Origin of the sequence: Georgenia sp. 311, from assembly GCF_006151955.1 — a bacterium.
Classification (GTDB): domain Bacteria; phylum Actinomycetota; class Actinomycetes; order Actinomycetales; family Actinomycetaceae; genus Oceanitalea; species Oceanitalea wutianyii.
On the sequence record NZ_VDFS01000018.1, the window covers coordinates 156,232 to 173,574 of the forward strand.

The following is a 17,343-nucleotide window of genomic DNA, read 5'->3' on the forward strand; positions in this document are numbered from 1 at the left end:
TCAGTTCAGTCCGATCCGGGCTGCCTTGACGGTGCAGCTGGTCCCGCCGTCGACGGCGACCTTGGTCGGCGAGGTGATGGACACCTTGGTCGTGCCGCTCACTGTCACGGTGGGGGCGTCGAGGGTGATCGACTTCTTCGCCGTGACGGTCACGTCCCCGACGGCCGTCGCCTCGATGACCGCGGTGTCGCTCCTGGTGGCCAGCTTGATCCCGGTCGGCCCGAGCGTGAGAGACATCCCGGTGGACGTGGTGACCGTGATGGTCTGTGCGACGTCGTCCATGTCGATCTCGTGCCCGACCTCGCTGAGGACGCTGACCCTGGTGACCGGGTCGACGGGTCCGCGCCGCGGCGGCGGGTCGACGTTGTTCCACAGACCCCCGACGACGTAGCAGTCGGTGGCGTCGTTGCGGTTGAACGCGACGAGCACGGTGTCGCCCGGGTGCGGCAGGGAGTAGAGGCCGCGGCCGGCACCCGCCCCGGGGAGCGCGACCCGCGCCCACGGCCGCATGTCCCGGAGCCAGGGCACGTCGATCTGCACCCGACCGCAGGAGAGCGAGTCGAACGCGGAGACGACCTCGGCCACCGCGATGGTGAAGGTGTCCCCCGTGGGGACCTCCGTCTCGGGGGACGGCTCAGTAGCTGACGGCACCGGACACCTCCAGGAAGGGGATGGAGAGGGAGACCGCGCCCTGCTGGGCCGCGGGGATCGAACCGAACCAGATCTCCTTGCGGGCGCGGAACGTCGTGGAGTAGCCGCCCGGGCCGACGGTGTGGGTGGCCGTCGTGATCCGGTACCTGCCGCCGTACTGCTCGCCGAGACCCTCGAGCTGGACGACCTTGCCGGCCTGGAGGGCCGGTTCGCCGACGACCGTCCCGCTCCCGGTGAGCCGGTTGTTCAGGCTGGGGACGAGCTTGCCCAGGATCCGTCTGGGAGCGGTGAAGAGCGTGAGGTTCTCGCCCAGCACCAGCGAGTTCTCCCCGCCGCCCAGCCGGGTGCTGCCTGATCCCGTCCTGGGTGCCGGTGGCAGGGACCCCAGGACCGCGGGGACCACGCTGATGTCGAGGGAGGCGTTGTCCCAGTCGTAGCCGACGGTGATGGCGAAGACGGTCTTGATCGCGGAGACCCGCAGGTACGCCGTGATCGAGGCCAGCACTCCGACGGAGGTGACCCGCGGCGTCCAGTCGACCAGGGAGGATCCGTACCGGTAGGTGCGCACCGGTTCGAGCTCACCCTCGGGCGACAGGAACCGCAGCTTGTGGCCGCCGGTCGCGCCCGAGTGGTCGACCAGCATGTCCCAGCCGTTCTCGCGGGCGAGGACCTTGAGGAAGTCGAGGTCGGACTGGCCCTGCTGGCGCCGCACCATCTTCTGCATCTCGTCGCAGTCACCGATGCTCACCGCGAGGGTCACCCCGTAGACGAGGACCGACAGCGTCGCGCCCAGCGGGTCGAGGATGGGGAGGAACCCGTTCTCCAGCGCCAGCAGGGGCGCGATCGCCGCGTCCGGGAGGGCAGTCGTCCCGATCGTGGGGATGGGCACCGCGTACCAGCGCGTCTGGGTCCGGTCCGCGAGGTGCGTCATCCGGTCCTGGGCGGCGACGGTCAGCGTCGGGGCGCCGTCCGCCGGGAACGTCGCCTCCGCCGAGACGACCTCCCCGACGAACATCTGCTCGAAGCCGTCCGGGTTGTACCCCAGGGACAAGCGGACGGGTGTCCCCACCCGCAGCAGCGGCTCGTCGGTCCACCGCAGGTGCTGGTTCGCGAGACTGACCTCGACCCGGTCGGCACCGTCGAGCGCGGAGGTGAGGGTCAGTGAGCTGATGGCCGCCCGCAGACCCGCCGGGACGGGACGGCCGTCCAGCTCCAGGCGGTAGTCGGGGGAGAATCGCTCGTTCACGAGAACTCCCTGTCGGTGTGCGCGTCGCGGTAGGGCAGGGACGGGATCCGCAGCGCGTCCCCGACGGCGATCTCGGACGGGTCGGCCAGGCCGTTCGCCAGCGCGATCGGACGCCACTTCGTCGGGTCCGCGTAAGCGTCATGGGCGATCGAGAGCAGCGTCTCTCCCTGCCGGACCACGTGCTCGGTGGTGTAGTCGGCGGTCTCCCGCTTGACCGCCTTCGCCTCCAGCTCGAGGTTGCGGTACTCGTTGAACGTCACCTGCAGACGCATCCGGACGGGCACCCCGTCCTCGCGGAACATCACGTAGGTCGACGTCGCGGACGCGAGGACGCAGGTGAACACCAGCGAGCCCCAGGCGAACTGCAGGCGGGGCGGGGCATGTGTCGCGGGGTGGATGCTCATGAGGGAGAGCACCTGGTCGGCGATCGTGCGGGCGTCCTCGCCGGCGCCCTGGTCGACGTAGGTGTCGATGAACAGCTCCATCTCCAGCGTCTGCATCGCACCGGCGACGAACTGCAGCAGCGGCCCGGACAGGCCGGGGATCGTGGTCTGGGCGTAGGTGACCTCACGGCGCTGCGAGTACTCCTCGGGGTTGAAGAGCACGGGGACGGGATCATCGCCCGTCTCCAGGTTGAGGATGCTCGCCTTCTCCAGGCGTCGGGTCGTCTGCACGGCGCCTCACCCTCCCGGCCCGTGGCCGCGGCGCTCCCGGTCGGCGCGCTCGCGGCGTTCGATCGCGGTGATCACCTGTCTGGTCACGGCGTCGATGTCGATGGGGACGGGCTGCTGGGGCCGGTCCTGGCCGAGGGCCGTGCGGCCCGGTCGGCCGGGGCCTCCCTGCGCACGCGTGGACGCCTGGACGACGGCGCCACCGGCCGGGGGCACCGGCATCACCGGGCGAGCGACCCGGCGCGGCACGGGTGCGGGGCCGGTCCCGGGGGCGCGCCGGGGGGTGGCGGGGACGACGGGGACGGTGCGGGTCGCCGGCGCGGGTCGCGGACGGAGCGCCGGGGGCCGGGCCGGTCCGGGTGCCCCACCGGGCCGAGGGACCGTGCCGTGCAGTCGCTGGGGCAGCTCGTGACGTCGGCTGGGAGCCGGACCCGGCACCGGGACCGGGTCGGCCTGGTCGGCCGGTCCGGACCGTGCGAGCCGCCCGCGCAGGCGTCCAGGTCGGGGTACCGGCCGGCCGGCCGGCCGCCGGTCCGGGAGGACCGGCGCCGCGACGTGCAGGTGGGTGTGGGCGTGCAGCACGGATCTCGACCCCGTGCGGACGGTCGGACCGCCGACCGTGACGACGTCGCCGGCTCGGACGGACAGCGCGACGCGGTGCTCGAGCGGGCGGACCGGCCGGAGCAGCACCTGTCCAGCGGGACCCGCCGGCAGCGGCGCGGTGCCCGCGCGGAGCCGGTAGAGCGGCCGGAACGCGAGACGGAGGTCGCGCCCGTGCGTCAGCCGTCGCGGTCGGGTCATCGGACGCTTCATGTCTCTCCCAGGCTGTTCACCTGATCGTTGAGGTCGGAGATCTGCTGCACCCAGCGCCGCCGGTCGGCGTGCTCAAGGCGCATGATCTGGTTGAGGTCCCAGTGGAAGTGGTACGCCAGGAAGGCCATCTCCTCGTTCAACCAGTCGAGGGGATAGCCGGTCATTCCCCCGGCGCCACGCTCTGCAGCCGCACCGGCTCGGCGCACCGCTCGCAGCGGACATGAACCTCGTCGACGGCGACCTGGTTGATGGTGTTGTAGAGGTTCTGCAGATAGTCCAGGTCTGCGGCGAAGAGGCGTTCGATCGTGGCGGTGCTGATGTGGCGGACGTCGCCGAGGCGGGTCACCACGCGGGACAGGATGATGACGTTGAGGTAGGCGGGGTTCGCCCGCACCCGCTCGTCGCGCTGCGGGAGGATCTCGTCCGCGGCGGTGGCGAGGCGCATCACTCCTTCCCGGTGGATCGTCCCCTCCGTGTCGAGCAGGCCTCGGGGGAGGATGAAGTCGAACTCGGTCTGAAGCATCAGCCGATCTCCAGTCCTTCGTGCGCGAACGTGACGGACTCGGTGGCGACGGAGCTGGCCGTCGCGTTGTAGTCGGCCGGCTTGAACTCCTTCGGCCACGCGTTGATGAAGTTGTAGCGCAGCACCTCCGTCCCCTGCCGGTCGGTCACGATGATCGAGCCCGACCGCAGGGTGACCACCCCGCTGACCACCTCGCGGTGCCAGTCGTACAGGGTGTTGTCGCCCTTGGTCGTCCCGCGCTTGAGGACGATGTCGGAGTACGTGGTCTTGCCGGGCAGCTTCCGGACCGTCGTGTTCTCGCCCCCTTCCCGGTAGTCGATCGACTCGATGGTGCTGCCGAGCCCGGTCACCTCCGCGAAGTCTCCGACGGTGATGCCCTCGATCTCGACCTTGAAGTTGAAGCTGACCAGCGGGTCGTTGGTCCTCGTCGCCATGTCACGCCTCCTCTACGTCTGTGCCACCGTCGAAGAGACCGATGGTGATGACGATGAACTCTGCTGGGCGGACCGGCGCGACCTTGATCTCGATGTTGAGCCTGCCCACGTTCCGTACCTCGGGCGGGTTGAGCCCGTCGTCGATGCGGACGCGGAACGCCTCGTCCTCGGTGGCACCGAACAGCGCGCCGTTCCGCCACTGGGTACGCAGGAACACCCGGATGACCCTCTCGAGGCTCTTCCACAGGCTCCGGTCGTTCGGGGCGAACACCGCCCACCGGACGGCCTCCTGGATGGACTCCTCGATGAACAGCAGCAGACGGCGCACGTTGACGAACATCCAGTCGGTGACGTTCGGGGCGACAGTCGTCCGAGCTCCCCAGACGGCTACCTGTGCGGTGCCGGGCAGGATTCGCAGGACGTTCGTGCCGCCCAGGTTCAGTGGCCCCTGCTCCTCGTCGGTCACCAGCCACTCGACGCCGAGCACGCCGCTCAGCGTCTTGTTCTGGCCGGCGGGAGCGTGGAAGACGCCCTCCTTCGCGTCGGTCCGGGCCATGACGCCGGCGACGTGCCCAGAGGGTGGGATCGCGAGCCGGCGAGGTGGCAGGGGAGGGAGCTGGGTCGGGTCGAGCACCAGGACCCAGGGGTAGTACAGGGCCGCGAACCCCCGCTCGGACTGGACGGCCTGGCGGAACATTCCCACACCGTTCTCCATCGAGGGCGTCAGACCGGGCGGCGGGTCGATGACGGCGATCCTGTCGGCCATCTTCACGCAGTGGCGGATCATCGCGTCGTGGACGAGGGTCCGGGTGTCGGGCGGGAGCGAGGCGGCGTCGGGCGCGCAGACGATGCTCACCTCGTCGATACGGGCCAGGGCGTCCAGCGCCGCGCCGTAGTCGGCGAGCCCGAGCGTGGCGGGGGTCCCGACCGTCCCCGCCGGCAGCTGTGTCGGCGCGATCGTGGCGGGCATCTGGTCCTCGTTCGTTCCGAGGAACGGCGGGTCCGGTGCAGTGACCGTGACCAGGTCGGAGGTGATGCTGGTCAGCCAGTACGAGGCCGACGTCGGACTGGTCGACAGGCCCGTGAACACCTCGGTCGCGCCACCGTCGCTGTCGGTCACGGCGAGGGAGAACTCGAGCACCTCCAGGGTCCCGCCGGCGGCGATCGTGACGGTTCGCGCGGGTGTCGAGGTGAGGGTGACCAGCCCCGAGCTGGCCACCTGGGAGATCACCGCGTGGGCGGTGTCGGCACCGCTCGAGAGACGCACGAGCATGCCCGGTGCCAGGCCCTGCGGGGAGAGGACGCGAAACCGGTCCGTGGTGGGGGACAGGTCGGTGATCGTCAAGGTCGGGCCGGGCGGAGCAGTGTCGACCGTGACGACGTTGCCGGTGACGGTGAGGACGGTCGCGGTGTCGGTGCCGTCGCTGACGACGTCCCCGGGCGCGAACGGGGACGGGTCGTCCACCGTCAGGTCGGTGCCGGCCCGAGCAGTGATCGTCGCGGTCCCCGACGCGAGGGTGTAGCGACCGATGCTCATCGTCGGGTTCCGTCCCGCGAGCTCGAAGTCGACGTCCGGCGCGGCGACCCTGACCCTGGCGCCGTCGATGCTGACGACGGCCGTCCTGGCGGTCTGCGGTACCGAGTTCGTCAGGGTGACCGGCGAGCCGGGACGGAGCACCGCGACCGGCTCGCCGAGGCGCAACGTCCCGCCCGCGCCACCGGCCGTGAGCGGCGCGGTGTGCAGGGTCGGGTGGGCGGCGAGCGCGACCGACGGGCGGATCCAGGTGCCATCGATGTGCGTGATCCTCGCGGTGACCGCACCGTCGGTGACGACGTCGTCGCCCACCTGGAAGCCGCTGGCGTCGTCAAGGTTGAGGTCGTGCGTGGTGTCGCCGGGGATGGGAGAGGGGCCGGGCGGCGGCGACGCGACGTTGGCGGTGGTGCCGACGACGGAGAAGGACTGTCCCGAGCTCCTCATCACCTCCACCGTCGGGGTGTGGCCGGGAGCGTCCGCCCGCACGACGGCGACGGTCGCGCCGTCGTCGTTGAGGAGCGGCAGGGAGCCGGCGACCGAGTTGTCCGTGCGGACGACGTACGCGCGGCTCCCGCCGTTCTCGAAGAAGCCGAGGACGGCGAGGGAGAGGTGGAAGAGCCTGCCGTCGACGACGAGGTGCGGCGCGGCCGGTCCGGTCGTGCCGAACGTGGCGATGAACTGGTCGTAGTTGGTGACGGCCGTGGGCGTGCCGGCCGGGCCGCGGCCTGTCGGGCCGACGAAGGCGGCGGTGGACGTGCCGACGCCCTGGATCACGCCGGGGCCGGTGACCTCGTTGATGTACACGCCGGGTGTCGATACCTGGATGGCCATGCTGTGCCCGCCTTTCCGTGGTGGCTCAGAGGATGTCGATATCGAAGGTGCCGTTCCCGGGCACGGTGACGGGCTGGAGGGGGGCGGCCACCGTGCTGGTCCGGGCGGACAGCTGGTAGGTGGCGGCGGGGAGGCGGGCGAAGGTGAAGCGCCCGGCGCCGTCGGAGGTGGCGGTCGCGACGGTGGATGTCGCTGATGCGTCGAGCAGCTCGACCGTCGCGCCCGGGATCCCGTGGCCGCTGCTGTCCCGGACGGTGCCGCCGATGAGGACGAGGGAGTCCTCGGCGTCGCCGCCGACACCGGTGGCGACGTGAAGTGCGCGGACGGGCGGTGCGAGCGCCTGGGTCCGGCGTCTGATGGGCAGGGTGACGACGACGTGGGCTGCCGGGTGCCAGGTGTTCCCGTGCCCCATACCGGTCCAGAAGTCCGCGAGGTTCGGGTACCCCTCGGGCGGCAGCAGCTTCGTCGGCATGTCGACGTCCTCGAGGGTGGGGTCGACCTGCGGGGGGAGCGGTGAGCCGAAGATGCTGGCGGCGTTGAGCGGTGCCGCGTCGGCGATGACGCGGATCGACTCGCCGAGCAGCCAGTCCTCCACGACGGTCGGGGTGGCGACGTTCGGGTCGGCCGAGGGGATCCACGCGGAGATCAGGTAGTGGCAGTCGACCTTGAACGGTTCGGGATCGGCCCGGTCGACGGCGCCGGACGTGCGCTGGTCCCTGGCCTCGCGGACCTCGACGAGGTAGACGTTGACGGCGGGGTTGCCACTGGCGTTGACCGCGGCGCGCCACGAGTCGTCCGGCGGACGCACGGCGACGTCGATGGGTGGGCCGCCCGGTGTGGTGGTGAGCTCGGAGTCGAGGAGGTGCCGGAGCATCTCGTCGAGCTGGTTGATCATGCGTTCCTCACCCCCGCTCGTGGTCGCATCAGTGAGCGGAAGTCGCCGATCTTCGTCAGCTCGAGACGGACCGCCTCGGCAAGCGCGTCGCCGTCGATGTCCACCCTGACGGGGCTCGCGCCTGTGCCGGCAGCCCTGTCGGCGACGGCACCGCCGGCCCGGTCAAGGGTGACGAAGGCGGCGTTGCGGGCGATGTTGGCGATGCTGCCGCCGGACAGGGCGTGGTCGACGGCGAGCCGGTCCAGCAGTGCGCACTCCTGCAGGCGCTGACCGTCGACCAGGTGCTCGACCGGCGAGCCTTCCGTCGTCACCGTCGGCCAGACCGAGCGCCACAGCCTGGCCCGGGCAGCCTCGTCGGGCAGCTGGAACCGGATCGTCGCCGTGAGCCGGCGGTGGAAGGCAGGGTCGATGGTGTTCGCGCCGACCAGGTTGGTCGTGAAGATCGCGTTGCCGGAGAACTGCTCCAGCCGGCTGAGCAGGTGCGACGTGCTCGAGTTGGCATACCGGGCGTTCACGCTGTCCACCTCGGTGCGGCGGGCCAGGACGGCGTCTGCCTCGTCGAGGACGACGATGCCGCCGTTCGACTCGGCGGCGGCGAACACCTTGTCGACAGCCTTCTCGAAGTCCCCGACCCACCGGGACAACAGGGAGGAGAGCTCGAGGTACTGGACGGGGAGGCCGAGCTCGTGGGCGATCGCCTCAGCGGCCATCGACTTGCCGGTGCCGGGCGGACCGGCGAAGAGCAGGTAGGTGCCCGTGAGGCGGCTGGAGCGCTGGTCCCATCCCTGGTCGACGATGACCTGCTCCCGGTGCCGGATCCGGGCGCACACGTACTCCAGCTCGGCCCGGGTGCGCTCGCCCACCACGAGGTCGGCCAGGGTGGCCCGCGGGTGCGTCGTCACCAACAGCCCGTCGGCGTCGTCGCCTGGCGTGCCGCAAAGGGCGGCCGTCACGGCCTCGACGTCGACGGTGACCATCCGTTGCCCCCCGGCCGCCGCCACCAGTGTGGCGGTGGCCCGGTCGACCGTGACGGGGAACCGGCTCGCGAGCTCTCCCAGACCGCCGGCTACGTTCACGGTCGTCCAGGTGGCCGCGGCCTCCCACACTGCCAGGCGGCCCGCGGCCCTCGGCGGCTCGACCGCGATGTTCGGCCGGGTAGCGGTCGCCTCGCCGGTGGCGGTGGTCGGGTCCGCCATGGGCAGCGACCGCGATGCCGCGGTCAGAAGGCGGGGAGTCGGTCCGGAGGGGACGCTTGCCCATGTGGGCATGCCCGCCAGCTCCACGAGGACGATGGCGTCCAGGCGTAACGCCTCCCGCCAGAGCCGTTCCGCGACGGCCTCGTCGAGGCTGTCGGTCGTGATGGTCAGCAGGCGACGGCCGGCGAGCGCGGCGGCGTCGAGAGCCGCGGAGCGGCGCGCGGCCGCGGTCGATCCCCACAGGTGGGGGTTGTGACCGCGCTGCAGGGCGTCCACCGCGCTGGACGCGGTGGACGAGGGGCCGAAGTGGTCGAGCACGCGGGCCGTCTGCTCCGGGTCGAGCACGTTGATCCCAGGGAGTGGCGCTGTCGAGCCCATCAGCAGCCACCTGAGCGAGCGATCGAGGGCGAGCGGCCGAGACCGCTCGGCACGGCCCGGCGCGGGTGGTCCGAGCTCGACCAGCCCGTACCGGGCCAACGGGCCGGTTCCAAGATCGCGATACAGGTTCAGCCGGGTGACGGTGTCGGTCGCCAGCAGGGTGCTGACCAAGTCGATCGTCGGTGCGGTCGCGCCCGGGTCCTGGGCCAGGTAGGCGAACCGGTCCCCGTAGCGGGCGTCGAGCTCGGTCACGAAGCACAGCAGCAGGACGTCCACGTCGCTGCCGGACAGGCCGTACCGTCGGATGATCGACTCCAGGGGGTGCGGTTCCCCCGAGGTCGCGTCGCCGCGACTCAGCGACTGGAGATCGCCCAGGAGGGTAGACGCCGCCCCGAACCCGCCCGCGGCCGGTGCATTGGGGGAGCCCCCGGTCCCGGCGTCGGAGGGGGGTTCCCCGTCGATCTCACCGAGGTGCCGTGCGGCCCAGTCGGCGAAGGTCCCGCCCGCGTCGTACATGGCTTGTGCGGTCCGCGTCGCGGCGTTCAGCAGCGCATCTGCCCGGCGGCACGCGACCAGGACCAGGTCCAGCCACTGCAGGCGCCGGGCTCGCGCGGCCGAGACGGCCATGGCGAGCATCGCCTCGGTGAGCTGGGCGCACGGCAGGACGAACAGCACGCGACCGTCCTCGGCCACGGTGAGCGAGGTTGACGCCTCCGCCGTGACCGTGTCGCTGCCGGTGATCACCAGGTCGGCGACCCGCCCCGCCGGGAGGACATCCGCGTGGATCTCGACGTCACCGATGCGATGCAGCGCCGCCTCGACGAGCTCGGCCAGCATCCCGTCGCCGAGATCGCGGAGGAGGACCACGCTCGTGGGCCTCCGGGTGCCGTCCACGTCCTCATCATCGAGGTCGTGCACACCGCGGTAAATGGCCTCTTCGGGCATGGATCGGGCCACGCCGGAGCCGCCCCGTACCGGGGGAGAGCCAGTCCCGGAGCCATGCCGGGTGCCATCGGGGCGAGCCCATTGCAACCGGGCCCCTCGGAGGACCACAATGTTGCGACATGGCTGGAGGACCTCGTGGGGGAGGACGTCATGCCGACCGTGTTCGTCGTGTCACCGGTCGCCATGTTCCGCGAGGGAATCGCCTCCTACCTGGAGGGGTGCCCGGGATTCGAGGTCGTGGGAGTCTCCGGCACGCTCACCGGCGAGGCGCGGGCGGCGGACGTCTGCGTGGTGGACCGGGCCGACCTGGAGACCGAGCGGGCCGGACCCTTCTGCAGCAACATGCGGCGGAGCGGAACCAACGTCGTGGTGATCGGTGTGCGACGTGAGGGCGGTGACGTGCTCGTCTGGCTCGAAGCGGGGGCGGCGGGCTACGTCACGAGGGACGAGTCCCTCGCCGACCTGCACGAGGCAATCCTCGAGACCTTGCGCTATGGCGCCCGCGTCGAGCCCGACGACGTCGCGCTCCTCCTGCAGCGGCTGAGGAACCCGCCCGTTCCTTCGGGCGGGGAGGACCACGGCCCTGCCGCGGCGCTGACGCACCGGGAGCAAGAGGTCGCCGATCTGGTGTGCCAGAGCCTGTCGAACCAAGAGATCGCCTCGGTGCTGGGCATCTCGATCCACACGACGAAGCACCACGTCAGATCCACCATGGCCAAGCTGGGCGTTGACCGGCGGGGCCGGGTGCCGGCGGCGCTGGCCGGGATCGAGGCGGCCGAGTGACATCGCCGGACGAACCGGCCGGGCGCTGCACGACCTGCCGCACCTCCTTCCGGCACCGCCGGCACACCGGCACCGGGGTCGCTCGCCCGCCCCTCGAGCGCCAGCTCGCCCAGTGTCGAGAGTGAGTCGCGTGCGGTCTCGGGCGTGACGTGCCCGTAGACGTCTGCCGTGATGGTGTGACGAGCGGCTCATCGTCCTCAGCGACAAGCACGCGATCCTCATCTGAACCGGCCGTGCCTACCGCGACGAGGGGGAGCCCGCGTTCGTCGCGCTCATGTCCAGCGTCTACACCCGACAGGACGGTGCCTGGCAGCTCGTGCTCTACCAGCAGACGCCCGTACCCGCGCAGGCGTAGAACCGTCCCGTCCAGCTTCTCCCTGCTGTGACCGCCGCGACCCGGGCAACGGAACGGTGACGATCGGTGCCGTGAGGGCCGGGCGGCGGGGGAGTCGGCGGCGGACCTGAGTACGATCTATCAGTCATCACCGTCCTACTGCGGGAGCTCACTGTGTCATCCGTTCCTGAGCGTGTCCTTGTCGTCGACGGCGCCGAGCGGTCGGTGACCGAGGGCACCACCGGGACGGACCTGTTCGGCGAGGACCGCGCCGTCGTCGCCCTCCGGGTCGACGGCGAGCTCAAGGACCTCGCGACCGACGTGTCGCAGCTCCCCGAGCGCGCCGTCGTCGAGAAGGTCGAGATCTCCAGCCCCGACGGCCTGGCGATCCTGCGACACTCCGCGGCCCACGTGCTCGCCCAGGCGGTCCAGCAGGTCCGCTCGGACGCCCGGCTCGGCATCGGCCCGCCGATCACCGACGGCTTCTACTACGACTTCGACGTCGAGACCCCGTTCACGCCCGAGGACCTCAAGGACCTCGAGAAGCAGATGAACCGGATCATCCGCGAGGGCCAGACCTTCGTCCGCCGCGTCGTCACCGACGAGGAGGCCCGCGCCGAGCTCGCCGACGAGCCCTACAAGCTCGAGCTCATCGGCCTCAAGGGCTCCGGCGCCGAGGACGCCGCCGAGGGCGCCTCGGTGGAGGTCGGCGCCGGCGAGCTGACGATCTACGACAACGTCCGCCGTGGGGGAGAGGTGGCCTGGAAGGACCTGTGCCGCGGCCCCCACCTGCCCAGCACCAAGCTCATCGGCAACGGGTTCGCGCTTCAGCGCTCGGCCGCCGCCTACTGGCGCGGCAGCGAGAAGAACCCCCAGCTCCAGCGCATCTACGGCACCGCCTGGCCGTCCAAGGACGAGCTCAAGGCCTACCAGGAGCGTCTGGCCGAGGCCGAGCGCCGCGACCACCGCCGCCTCGGCGCGGAGATGGACCTCTTCTCCTTTCCCGAGGAGATCGGCTCCGGCCTGCCGGTCTTCCACCCCAAGGGCGCGATGATCCGGATGGAGATGGAGGAGTACTCCCGCCGTCGCCACGTCGAGGCCGGCTACTCCTTCGTCAACACCCCGCACATCACCAAGGGCCACCTCTTCGAGGTCTCCGGCCACCTCGACTGGTACCGCGAGGGCATGTACCCCCCGATGCACCTGGACGAGGAGCGCGACGCCGAGGGCAACGTCAAGCGGCAGGGGCAGGACTACTACCTCAAGCCGATGAACTGCCCGATGCACAACCTCGTCTTCGGCTCCCGCGGCCGCTCCTACCGCGAGCTGCCGCTGCGCCTGTTCGAGTTCGGCACCGTCTACCGCTACGAGAAGTCCGGCGTCGTCCACGGCCTCACCCGAGCGCGCGGCTTCACCCAGGACGACGCCCACATCTACTGCACCCGCGAGCAGATGAAGGACGAGCTCACCTCGCTGCTCACCTTCGTCCTCGACCTGCTCAAGGACTACGGCCTCGACGACTTCTACCTCGAGCTCTCCACCCGCGACCCGGAGAAGTCCGTGGGTGACGAGGCGACGTGGGAGGAGGCCACCCGCGTCCTGGAAGAGGTGGCGACCGGCTCGGGCCTCGAGCTCGTCCCCGACCCGGGCGGCGCCGCGTTCTACGGGCCCAAGATCTCCGTCCAGGCGAAGGACGCCATCGGACGCACCTGGCAGATGTCGACCATCCAGCTCGACTTCAACCTCCCCGAGCTCTTCGACCTCGAGTACCAGGCCGCCGACGGCACCCGCCAGCGCCCGGTGATGATCCACCGCGCCCTCTTCGGCTCGATCGAGCGCTTCTTCGGGGTGCTCCTCGAGCACTACGCCGGCGCCTTCCCCGCGTGGCTCGCGCCCGTCCAGGTCCTCGCCGTCCCGGTCGCCGACGTCTTCGACGACTACCTCGCCGACGTCGTGGCCCAGCTGCGCGCCCGCGGCGTGCGCGCCGAGCTCGACCGCAGCGACGACCGCTTCAACAAGAAGATCCGCAACGCGACGAAGGAGAAGGTCCCCTTCATCCTCATCGCCGGCGGGGAGGACGCCGAGGCCGGGGCCGTGTCCTTCCGCTTCCGTGACGGCACGCAGCGCAACGGCGTCCCGGTCGCCGAGGCGGTCGAGCTCATCACCGCGGCGATCGCCGAGCGTCGGCAGGTGTCGACGGCGTGAGTGTGACGCCCGAGCCGGCCGGGGACCTGGCCGGCGTGCCCGACGCGTTCCAGCGGCTGTGGACCCCGCACCGCATGGCGTACGTCGACGGGCACGACAAGCCCAAGGACGAGGGGAGCGGCGAGTGCCCGTTCTGCCGGGCACCCGGCCGGGAGGACGCCGCGGCCCTCATCGTCCACCGCGGTGAGCACGCCTACGTCGTGCTCAACCTCTACCCCTACAACCCGGGCCACCTGCTCGTGTGCCCCTACCGGCACGTCGCGGACCTCACCGAGCTCACCACCGTCGAGCGGGACGAGGTCGGGGCGCTCAGCGCCACCGCCATGACCGTGCTCCGGCGGGTGAGCAGCCCGCACGGGTTCAACCTCGGGATGAACCAGGGCGCCGTCGCCGGCGCCGGGATCGCGGCCCACCTCCACCAGCACGTCGTGCCGCGGTGGGCGGGGGACGCGAACTTCTTCCCGATCGTCGCCGGCACGAAGGCACTCCCGCAGGTCCTCGGGGACACGCGCGAGCTGCTCGCCACCGCATGGAAGGAGTCCTCGTGCTGAGCACCAAGGGCCGAGTCTTCACCAACGCCGTCTTCGGCCCCGTCGCCCGCACGCTCGTGCGCGCCGGGGTCAGCCCGGACGCCGTCACCGTCACCGGCACCGTCCTCACGGTCGGCGTCGCGCTGTGGCTGCTGCCCACGGGGCACTTCGTCGCCGGGCCGCTGGCCATCACGCTCGTCGTCCTCTTCGACAGCGTCGACGGGCTCATGGCCCGCACCCTCGGCCGGTCCACCCGCTGGGGCGCCTTCCTCGACTCGACGCTCGACCGCGTGTCGGACGCCGCGATCTTCTCCGGGATCCTCCTGTGGGCCATCGACCGGGACGAGACGGCGGTGCTCGCCACCGCCCTCGCCTGCCTCGTGCTCGGCAGCGTCGTGCCCTACGCGAGGGCGCGTGCCGAGGGCCTGGGGCTCACCGCCTCGGGCGGCATCGCCGAGCGTGCCGACCGGCTGTTCGTCGCCCTCGCCGCCGTGTTCGCCGTCGGGCTCGGTGCGCCGGTGATCGTCCTCGTCGTCGCGCTCGCCCTGCTCGCCCTCGCCAGCCTCTACACCGTGGGCCAGCGCACGGGGACCGTGTACCGCCAGACCCGCGCGGACGCGCAGGAGGCCCGATGAACCTGGACCCCGGACGACTGCTCATCGTGGCCGCCCGGGTGGTCCCGCGGCTGCCCGCGTGGATGTCCGGCGCGATCTTCCGGACGGTGGCGGACGTCGCGACCACCCTCGGCATCGGCGGCACCCACCAGCTGCGCCGCAACCTCGCCCGGGCGGTGCCCGAGGCGAGCGAGCGCGAGCTGCGCCGGCTCACCCGCAAGGGCATGCGCTCCTACATGCGCTACTACGAGGAGGCGCTGCGCCTGCCCGCGGCGAGCGACGTCCAGCTCGCCGCGCGCGTGCGCATCGAAGGCAGCGAGACGGTCCGGACCGAGCTCGCAGCCGGACGCCCCGTGGTCGTGGCCGTGGCCCACCTGGGCAACTGGGACCTCGCGGGCGCCTGGGCGACGAAGTTCCTCGCGCCCGTCGTCACCGTCGCCGAGCACCTCCAGCCCGAGGAGCTGTTCCAGGGCTTCCTCGCCTTCCGGCGCAGCCTGGGCATGACGATCATCCCGCTGGAGAAGGACGGCTCCACGTTCCGGGCGCTGCTGCGGGCCTGCCGGTCGGGCGCCCCGATCGTCCCGCTGCTCGCCGACCGCGACCTGTCCCGCACGAGCGTGGACGTCGAGCTCCTCGGCGAGCGGGCCCGAGTGGCGCCGGGACCCGCCGCGCTGGCCCTCGCGACCGGGAACGCGCTCGTCACCGCGACCATCCGTTACGAGCGGCTGCGCGGCCCGCGCCGGCAGGCCGCCGGAAGCCGGTGGGGGGTCGTCGTCGACTTCGGCGAGCGGATCGACCCGCCGGTAGGCGCCGCCCGCGAGGAGGCGATCGCAGCGATGACCCAGCGGTGGGTCTCGGAGATCGGTGACTTCGTGCGCCGCTACCCGGAGGACTGGCACATGCTCCAGCCCGTGTTCGTCGCCGACCTCGACCCGGCGCGGCTCAAGCCGGCGGGGAGCGTGGCCTGATGCGCATCGGGATCGTCTGCGGCTACTCCTTCGACGTGCCCGGTGGAGTGCAGTTCCACGTGCGCGACCTCGCCGAGCACCTCATCGCCACCGGTCACGAGGTCAGCGTGCTCGCCCCGGCCGAGGAGACGACGCCGGTGCCCGACTACGTCGTCGCCGCCGGCCGGACCGTCGCCGTGCCGTACAACGGCTCGGTCGCCCGGCTGAACTTCGGGCCCGTCTCCGCCGCCCGCACCCGCCGCTGGCTGGAGGAGGGCGCCTTCGACGTGCTCCACCTCCACGAGCCCATCACCCCGAGCCTGTCGATGCTCGCGCTGTGGATCGCCGACGGCCCGATCGTCGGGACCTTCCACACCGCGATGGACCGCTCGCGCGCGCTGCAGGTGGCCTCCCCGCTCGTGCGGCCGCTGCTGGAGAAGATCACCGGCCGCATCGCGGTCTCGGAGGAGGCCCGGCGCACCGTCGTCGAGCACCTCGGCGGGGACGCCGTCGTCGTGCCCAACGGCGTGTTCGTCGACCGCTTCGCGCGGGCGCCCCGCGCCGAGGCGTGGTGCGGCACCGACGAGCGGCCCACCGTCGCCTTCCTGGGCCGGCTCGACGAGCCGCGCAAGGGCCTGCCCGTGCTGGCCGCCGCGATCCCGCAGGTGCTCGAGCGCCTCCCCGGCGCGCGCTTCCTCGTCGCCGGGCGCGGCGAGGTCAGCGAGTACCGTGAGGCCCTCGCCGCCTACGGCGACGCCGTCACCTTCCTCGGCCCGGTGAGTGACGCGGAGAAGGAGTCGCTCCTCGCCTCCGTCGACGTCTACGTCGCCCCGCACACCGGCGGGGAGAGCTTCGGCATCGTCCTCGTCGAGGCGATGAGCGCCGGGGCGCACGTGGTCGCCAGCGACATCGCGGCCTTCCGGTCCGTGCTCGACGGCGGGCGCTACGGCGCCCTGTTCCCGGTCGGGGACGCTCAGGCGCTGGCCGGTGCGCTCGTCGACGCCCTGGCGGACCGCGAGGCGTCCGCACCGGTGCGCCGCGCGGCGTCGGAGGCGGTCCGGCGCTACGACTGGTCCGTGGTCACGCGCGAGGTGCTCGCCGTGTACGAGATGGCCACGGGCGGGCCTGTGCACGACGACGCCCGCACACGCACGGTGGTCGGGCGGCTGCGCGCCGCCCTCGACGGACGGACGGAGGACGGTCGATGAGCTGGGAGGGCTGGACGCTCGTCGTCGTGCTGCTCATCCTCGTGCTGGGGTGGGTGCTGTGGCTGCTCGCCTCCCGGGTGGACCGGCTGCACCGCAAGGTGCTGCGCTCACGCGCCACGCTCGAACTCCAGCTCGCGCAGCGCGCCGCCGCGGCCCACGAGCTGGCGATGAGCGGGGCGCTCGACCCGGTCGAGTCCGTCCTGCTCGCCGACGTGGCCCAGCGGGCCACCGCCGGCGCCCCGGGCGGCGTCGTCCACGACGGCCTCGAGGGCGTGCCGGACATCGAGGAGCCCCCGAGCGACATCGACCGCTCGCTCGTGGAGTCCGAGCTCTCGCGCACCCTCCGGGCGATCCTCGAGACGCACGCGGAGAGTGAGCCGCTCACCGACAGCCCGCTCGCCGAGGAGCCGCTGCGCCGGCTCGACGCGTCCTGGTACCGCCTCGAGCTCGCGCGCCGGTTCCACAACGCGCACGTCGCCGAGGCACGCCGGATGCGCGCCAACCCCGTCGTGCGCGTGCTCCACCTCGCCGGCCGGGCGACCATGCCCGAGCCCTTCGACATGGACGACGCCCGCCCCCGTACCTGACGCGGCGCAGCCGGTGAC

The 17,343-nt window shown here is 71.9% G+C and carries 17 protein-coding genes; 7 read left to right on the top strand and 10 right to left on the bottom strand.

The window, feature by feature from the left end; translation table 11 throughout:
• Genes FHE66_RS03600 through FHE66_RS03640 form a run of 10 tightly spaced genes read right to left on the bottom strand, consistent with a single transcriptional unit; the run spans position 1 to position 10,225 of the window.
• On the bottom strand, positions 1–651 hold the full coding sequence (locus FHE66_RS03600; protein ID WP_139071617.1) for a phage baseplate assembly protein V: 651 nt from the start codon (positions 649–651) through the stop codon (positions 1–3).
• Positions 635–1,897 carry a phage late control D family protein gene (locus tag FHE66_RS03605; protein WP_139071618.1) on the bottom strand — a complete coding sequence of 421 codons (1,263 nt, stop codon included), beginning with the start codon at positions 1,895–1,897 and terminating at the stop codon, positions 635–637. Before FHE66_RS03605 ends, FHE66_RS03600 begins: the two co-directional genes overlap by 17 nt.
• A complete protein-coding gene (locus FHE66_RS03610) occupies positions 1,894–2,571 on the bottom strand; it encodes a LysM peptidoglycan-binding domain-containing protein (protein ID WP_218013600.1) in 678 nt (225 codons plus the stop codon). The genes FHE66_RS03605 and FHE66_RS03610 overlap by 4 nt, the downstream gene beginning before the upstream one ends.
• A 6-nt stretch (positions 2,572–2,577) precedes the next feature.
• The gene (locus FHE66_RS03615) at positions 2,578–3,369 is read right to left on the bottom strand and encodes a hypothetical protein (RefSeq protein ID WP_139071619.1); all 792 of its coding nucleotides are present in this window, start codon (positions 3,367–3,369) and stop codon (positions 2,578–2,580) included.
• Between the two features lie 8 nt (positions 3,370–3,377).
• Positions 3,378–3,545 (bottom strand): DUF6760 family protein, encoded by a 168-nt coding sequence (locus tag FHE66_RS15320; protein ID WP_176554628.1) that lies wholly within the window; start codon positions 3,543–3,545, stop codon positions 3,378–3,380.
• The gene (locus FHE66_RS03620) at positions 3,542–3,904 is read right to left on the bottom strand and encodes a phage tail assembly protein (protein ID WP_139071620.1); all 363 of its coding nucleotides are present in this window, start codon (positions 3,902–3,904) and stop codon (positions 3,542–3,544) included. The genes FHE66_RS15320 and FHE66_RS03620 overlap by 4 nt, the downstream gene beginning before the upstream one ends.
• Entirely contained in the window at positions 3,904–4,338 is a 435-nt protein-coding gene (locus FHE66_RS03625) for a phage tail protein (RefSeq protein ID WP_139071621.1), read from the bottom strand. The genes FHE66_RS03620 and FHE66_RS03625 overlap by 1 nt, the downstream gene beginning before the upstream one ends.
• 1 nt (position 4,339) lies before the next feature.
• Positions 4,340–6,703, bottom strand: coding sequence for a phage tail sheath subtilisin-like domain-containing protein (locus FHE66_RS03630; protein ID WP_139071622.1), 2,364 nt, complete (start codon positions 6,701–6,703; stop codon positions 4,340–4,342).
• Positions 6,704–6,728: 25 nt separating this feature from the next.
• Positions 6,729–7,598: a Pvc16 family protein gene (locus tag FHE66_RS03635; protein WP_139071623.1), complete on the bottom strand. Its 870-nt coding sequence runs from the start codon at positions 7,596–7,598 to the stop codon at positions 6,729–6,731.
• Positions 7,595–10,225 (bottom strand): ATP-binding protein, encoded by a 2,631-nt coding sequence (locus tag FHE66_RS03640; RefSeq protein ID WP_176554629.1) that lies wholly within the window; start codon positions 10,223–10,225, stop codon positions 7,595–7,597. Before FHE66_RS03640 ends, FHE66_RS03635 begins: the two co-directional genes overlap by 4 nt.
• A 42-nt stretch (positions 10,226–10,267) precedes the next feature.
• On the opposite strand from FHE66_RS03640, the gene FHE66_RS03645 reads away from it, so the two are divergent.
• The 7 genes from FHE66_RS03645 to FHE66_RS03675 all read left to right on the top strand — a co-directional run bounded on the left by FHE66_RS03645 (position 10,268) and on the right by FHE66_RS03675 (position 17,325).
• Entirely contained in the window at positions 10,268–10,900 is a 633-nt protein-coding gene (locus FHE66_RS03645) for a response regulator transcription factor (RefSeq protein ID WP_139948469.1), read from the top strand.
• Between the two features lie 508 nt (positions 10,901–11,408).
• Positions 11,409–13,439, top strand: a complete 2,031-nt coding sequence (gene thrS / locus FHE66_RS03650) for a threonine--tRNA ligase (protein WP_139071626.1) — start codon at positions 11,409–11,411, stop codon at positions 13,437–13,439.
• Positions 13,436–13,990, top strand: coding sequence for an HIT domain-containing protein (locus tag FHE66_RS03655; RefSeq protein ID WP_230976370.1), 555 nt, complete (start codon positions 13,436–13,438; stop codon positions 13,988–13,990). Before thrS ends, FHE66_RS03655 begins: the two co-directional genes overlap by 4 nt.
• A complete protein-coding gene (gene pgsA / locus FHE66_RS03660; protein ID WP_230976618.1) occupies positions 13,987–14,604 on the top strand; it encodes a phosphatidylinositol phosphate synthase in 618 nt (205 codons plus the stop codon). Before FHE66_RS03655 ends, pgsA begins: the two co-directional genes overlap by 4 nt.
• Positions 14,601–15,551: a phosphatidylinositol mannoside acyltransferase gene (locus FHE66_RS03665; RefSeq protein ID WP_139071628.1), complete on the top strand. Its 951-nt coding sequence runs from the start codon at positions 14,601–14,603 to the stop codon at positions 15,549–15,551. Before pgsA ends, FHE66_RS03665 begins: the two co-directional genes overlap by 4 nt.
• The gene (locus FHE66_RS03670; protein WP_139071629.1) at positions 15,551–16,738 is read left to right on the top strand and encodes a glycosyltransferase family 4 protein; all 1,188 of its coding nucleotides are present in this window, start codon (positions 15,551–15,553) and stop codon (positions 16,736–16,738) included. The genes FHE66_RS03665 and FHE66_RS03670 overlap by 1 nt, the downstream gene beginning before the upstream one ends.
• Entirely contained in the window at positions 16,735–17,325 is a 591-nt protein-coding gene (locus FHE66_RS03675; RefSeq protein ID WP_139071630.1) for a hypothetical protein, read from the top strand. The genes FHE66_RS03670 and FHE66_RS03675 overlap by 4 nt, the downstream gene beginning before the upstream one ends.
• Positions 17,326–17,343: the final 18 nt, after the last annotated feature.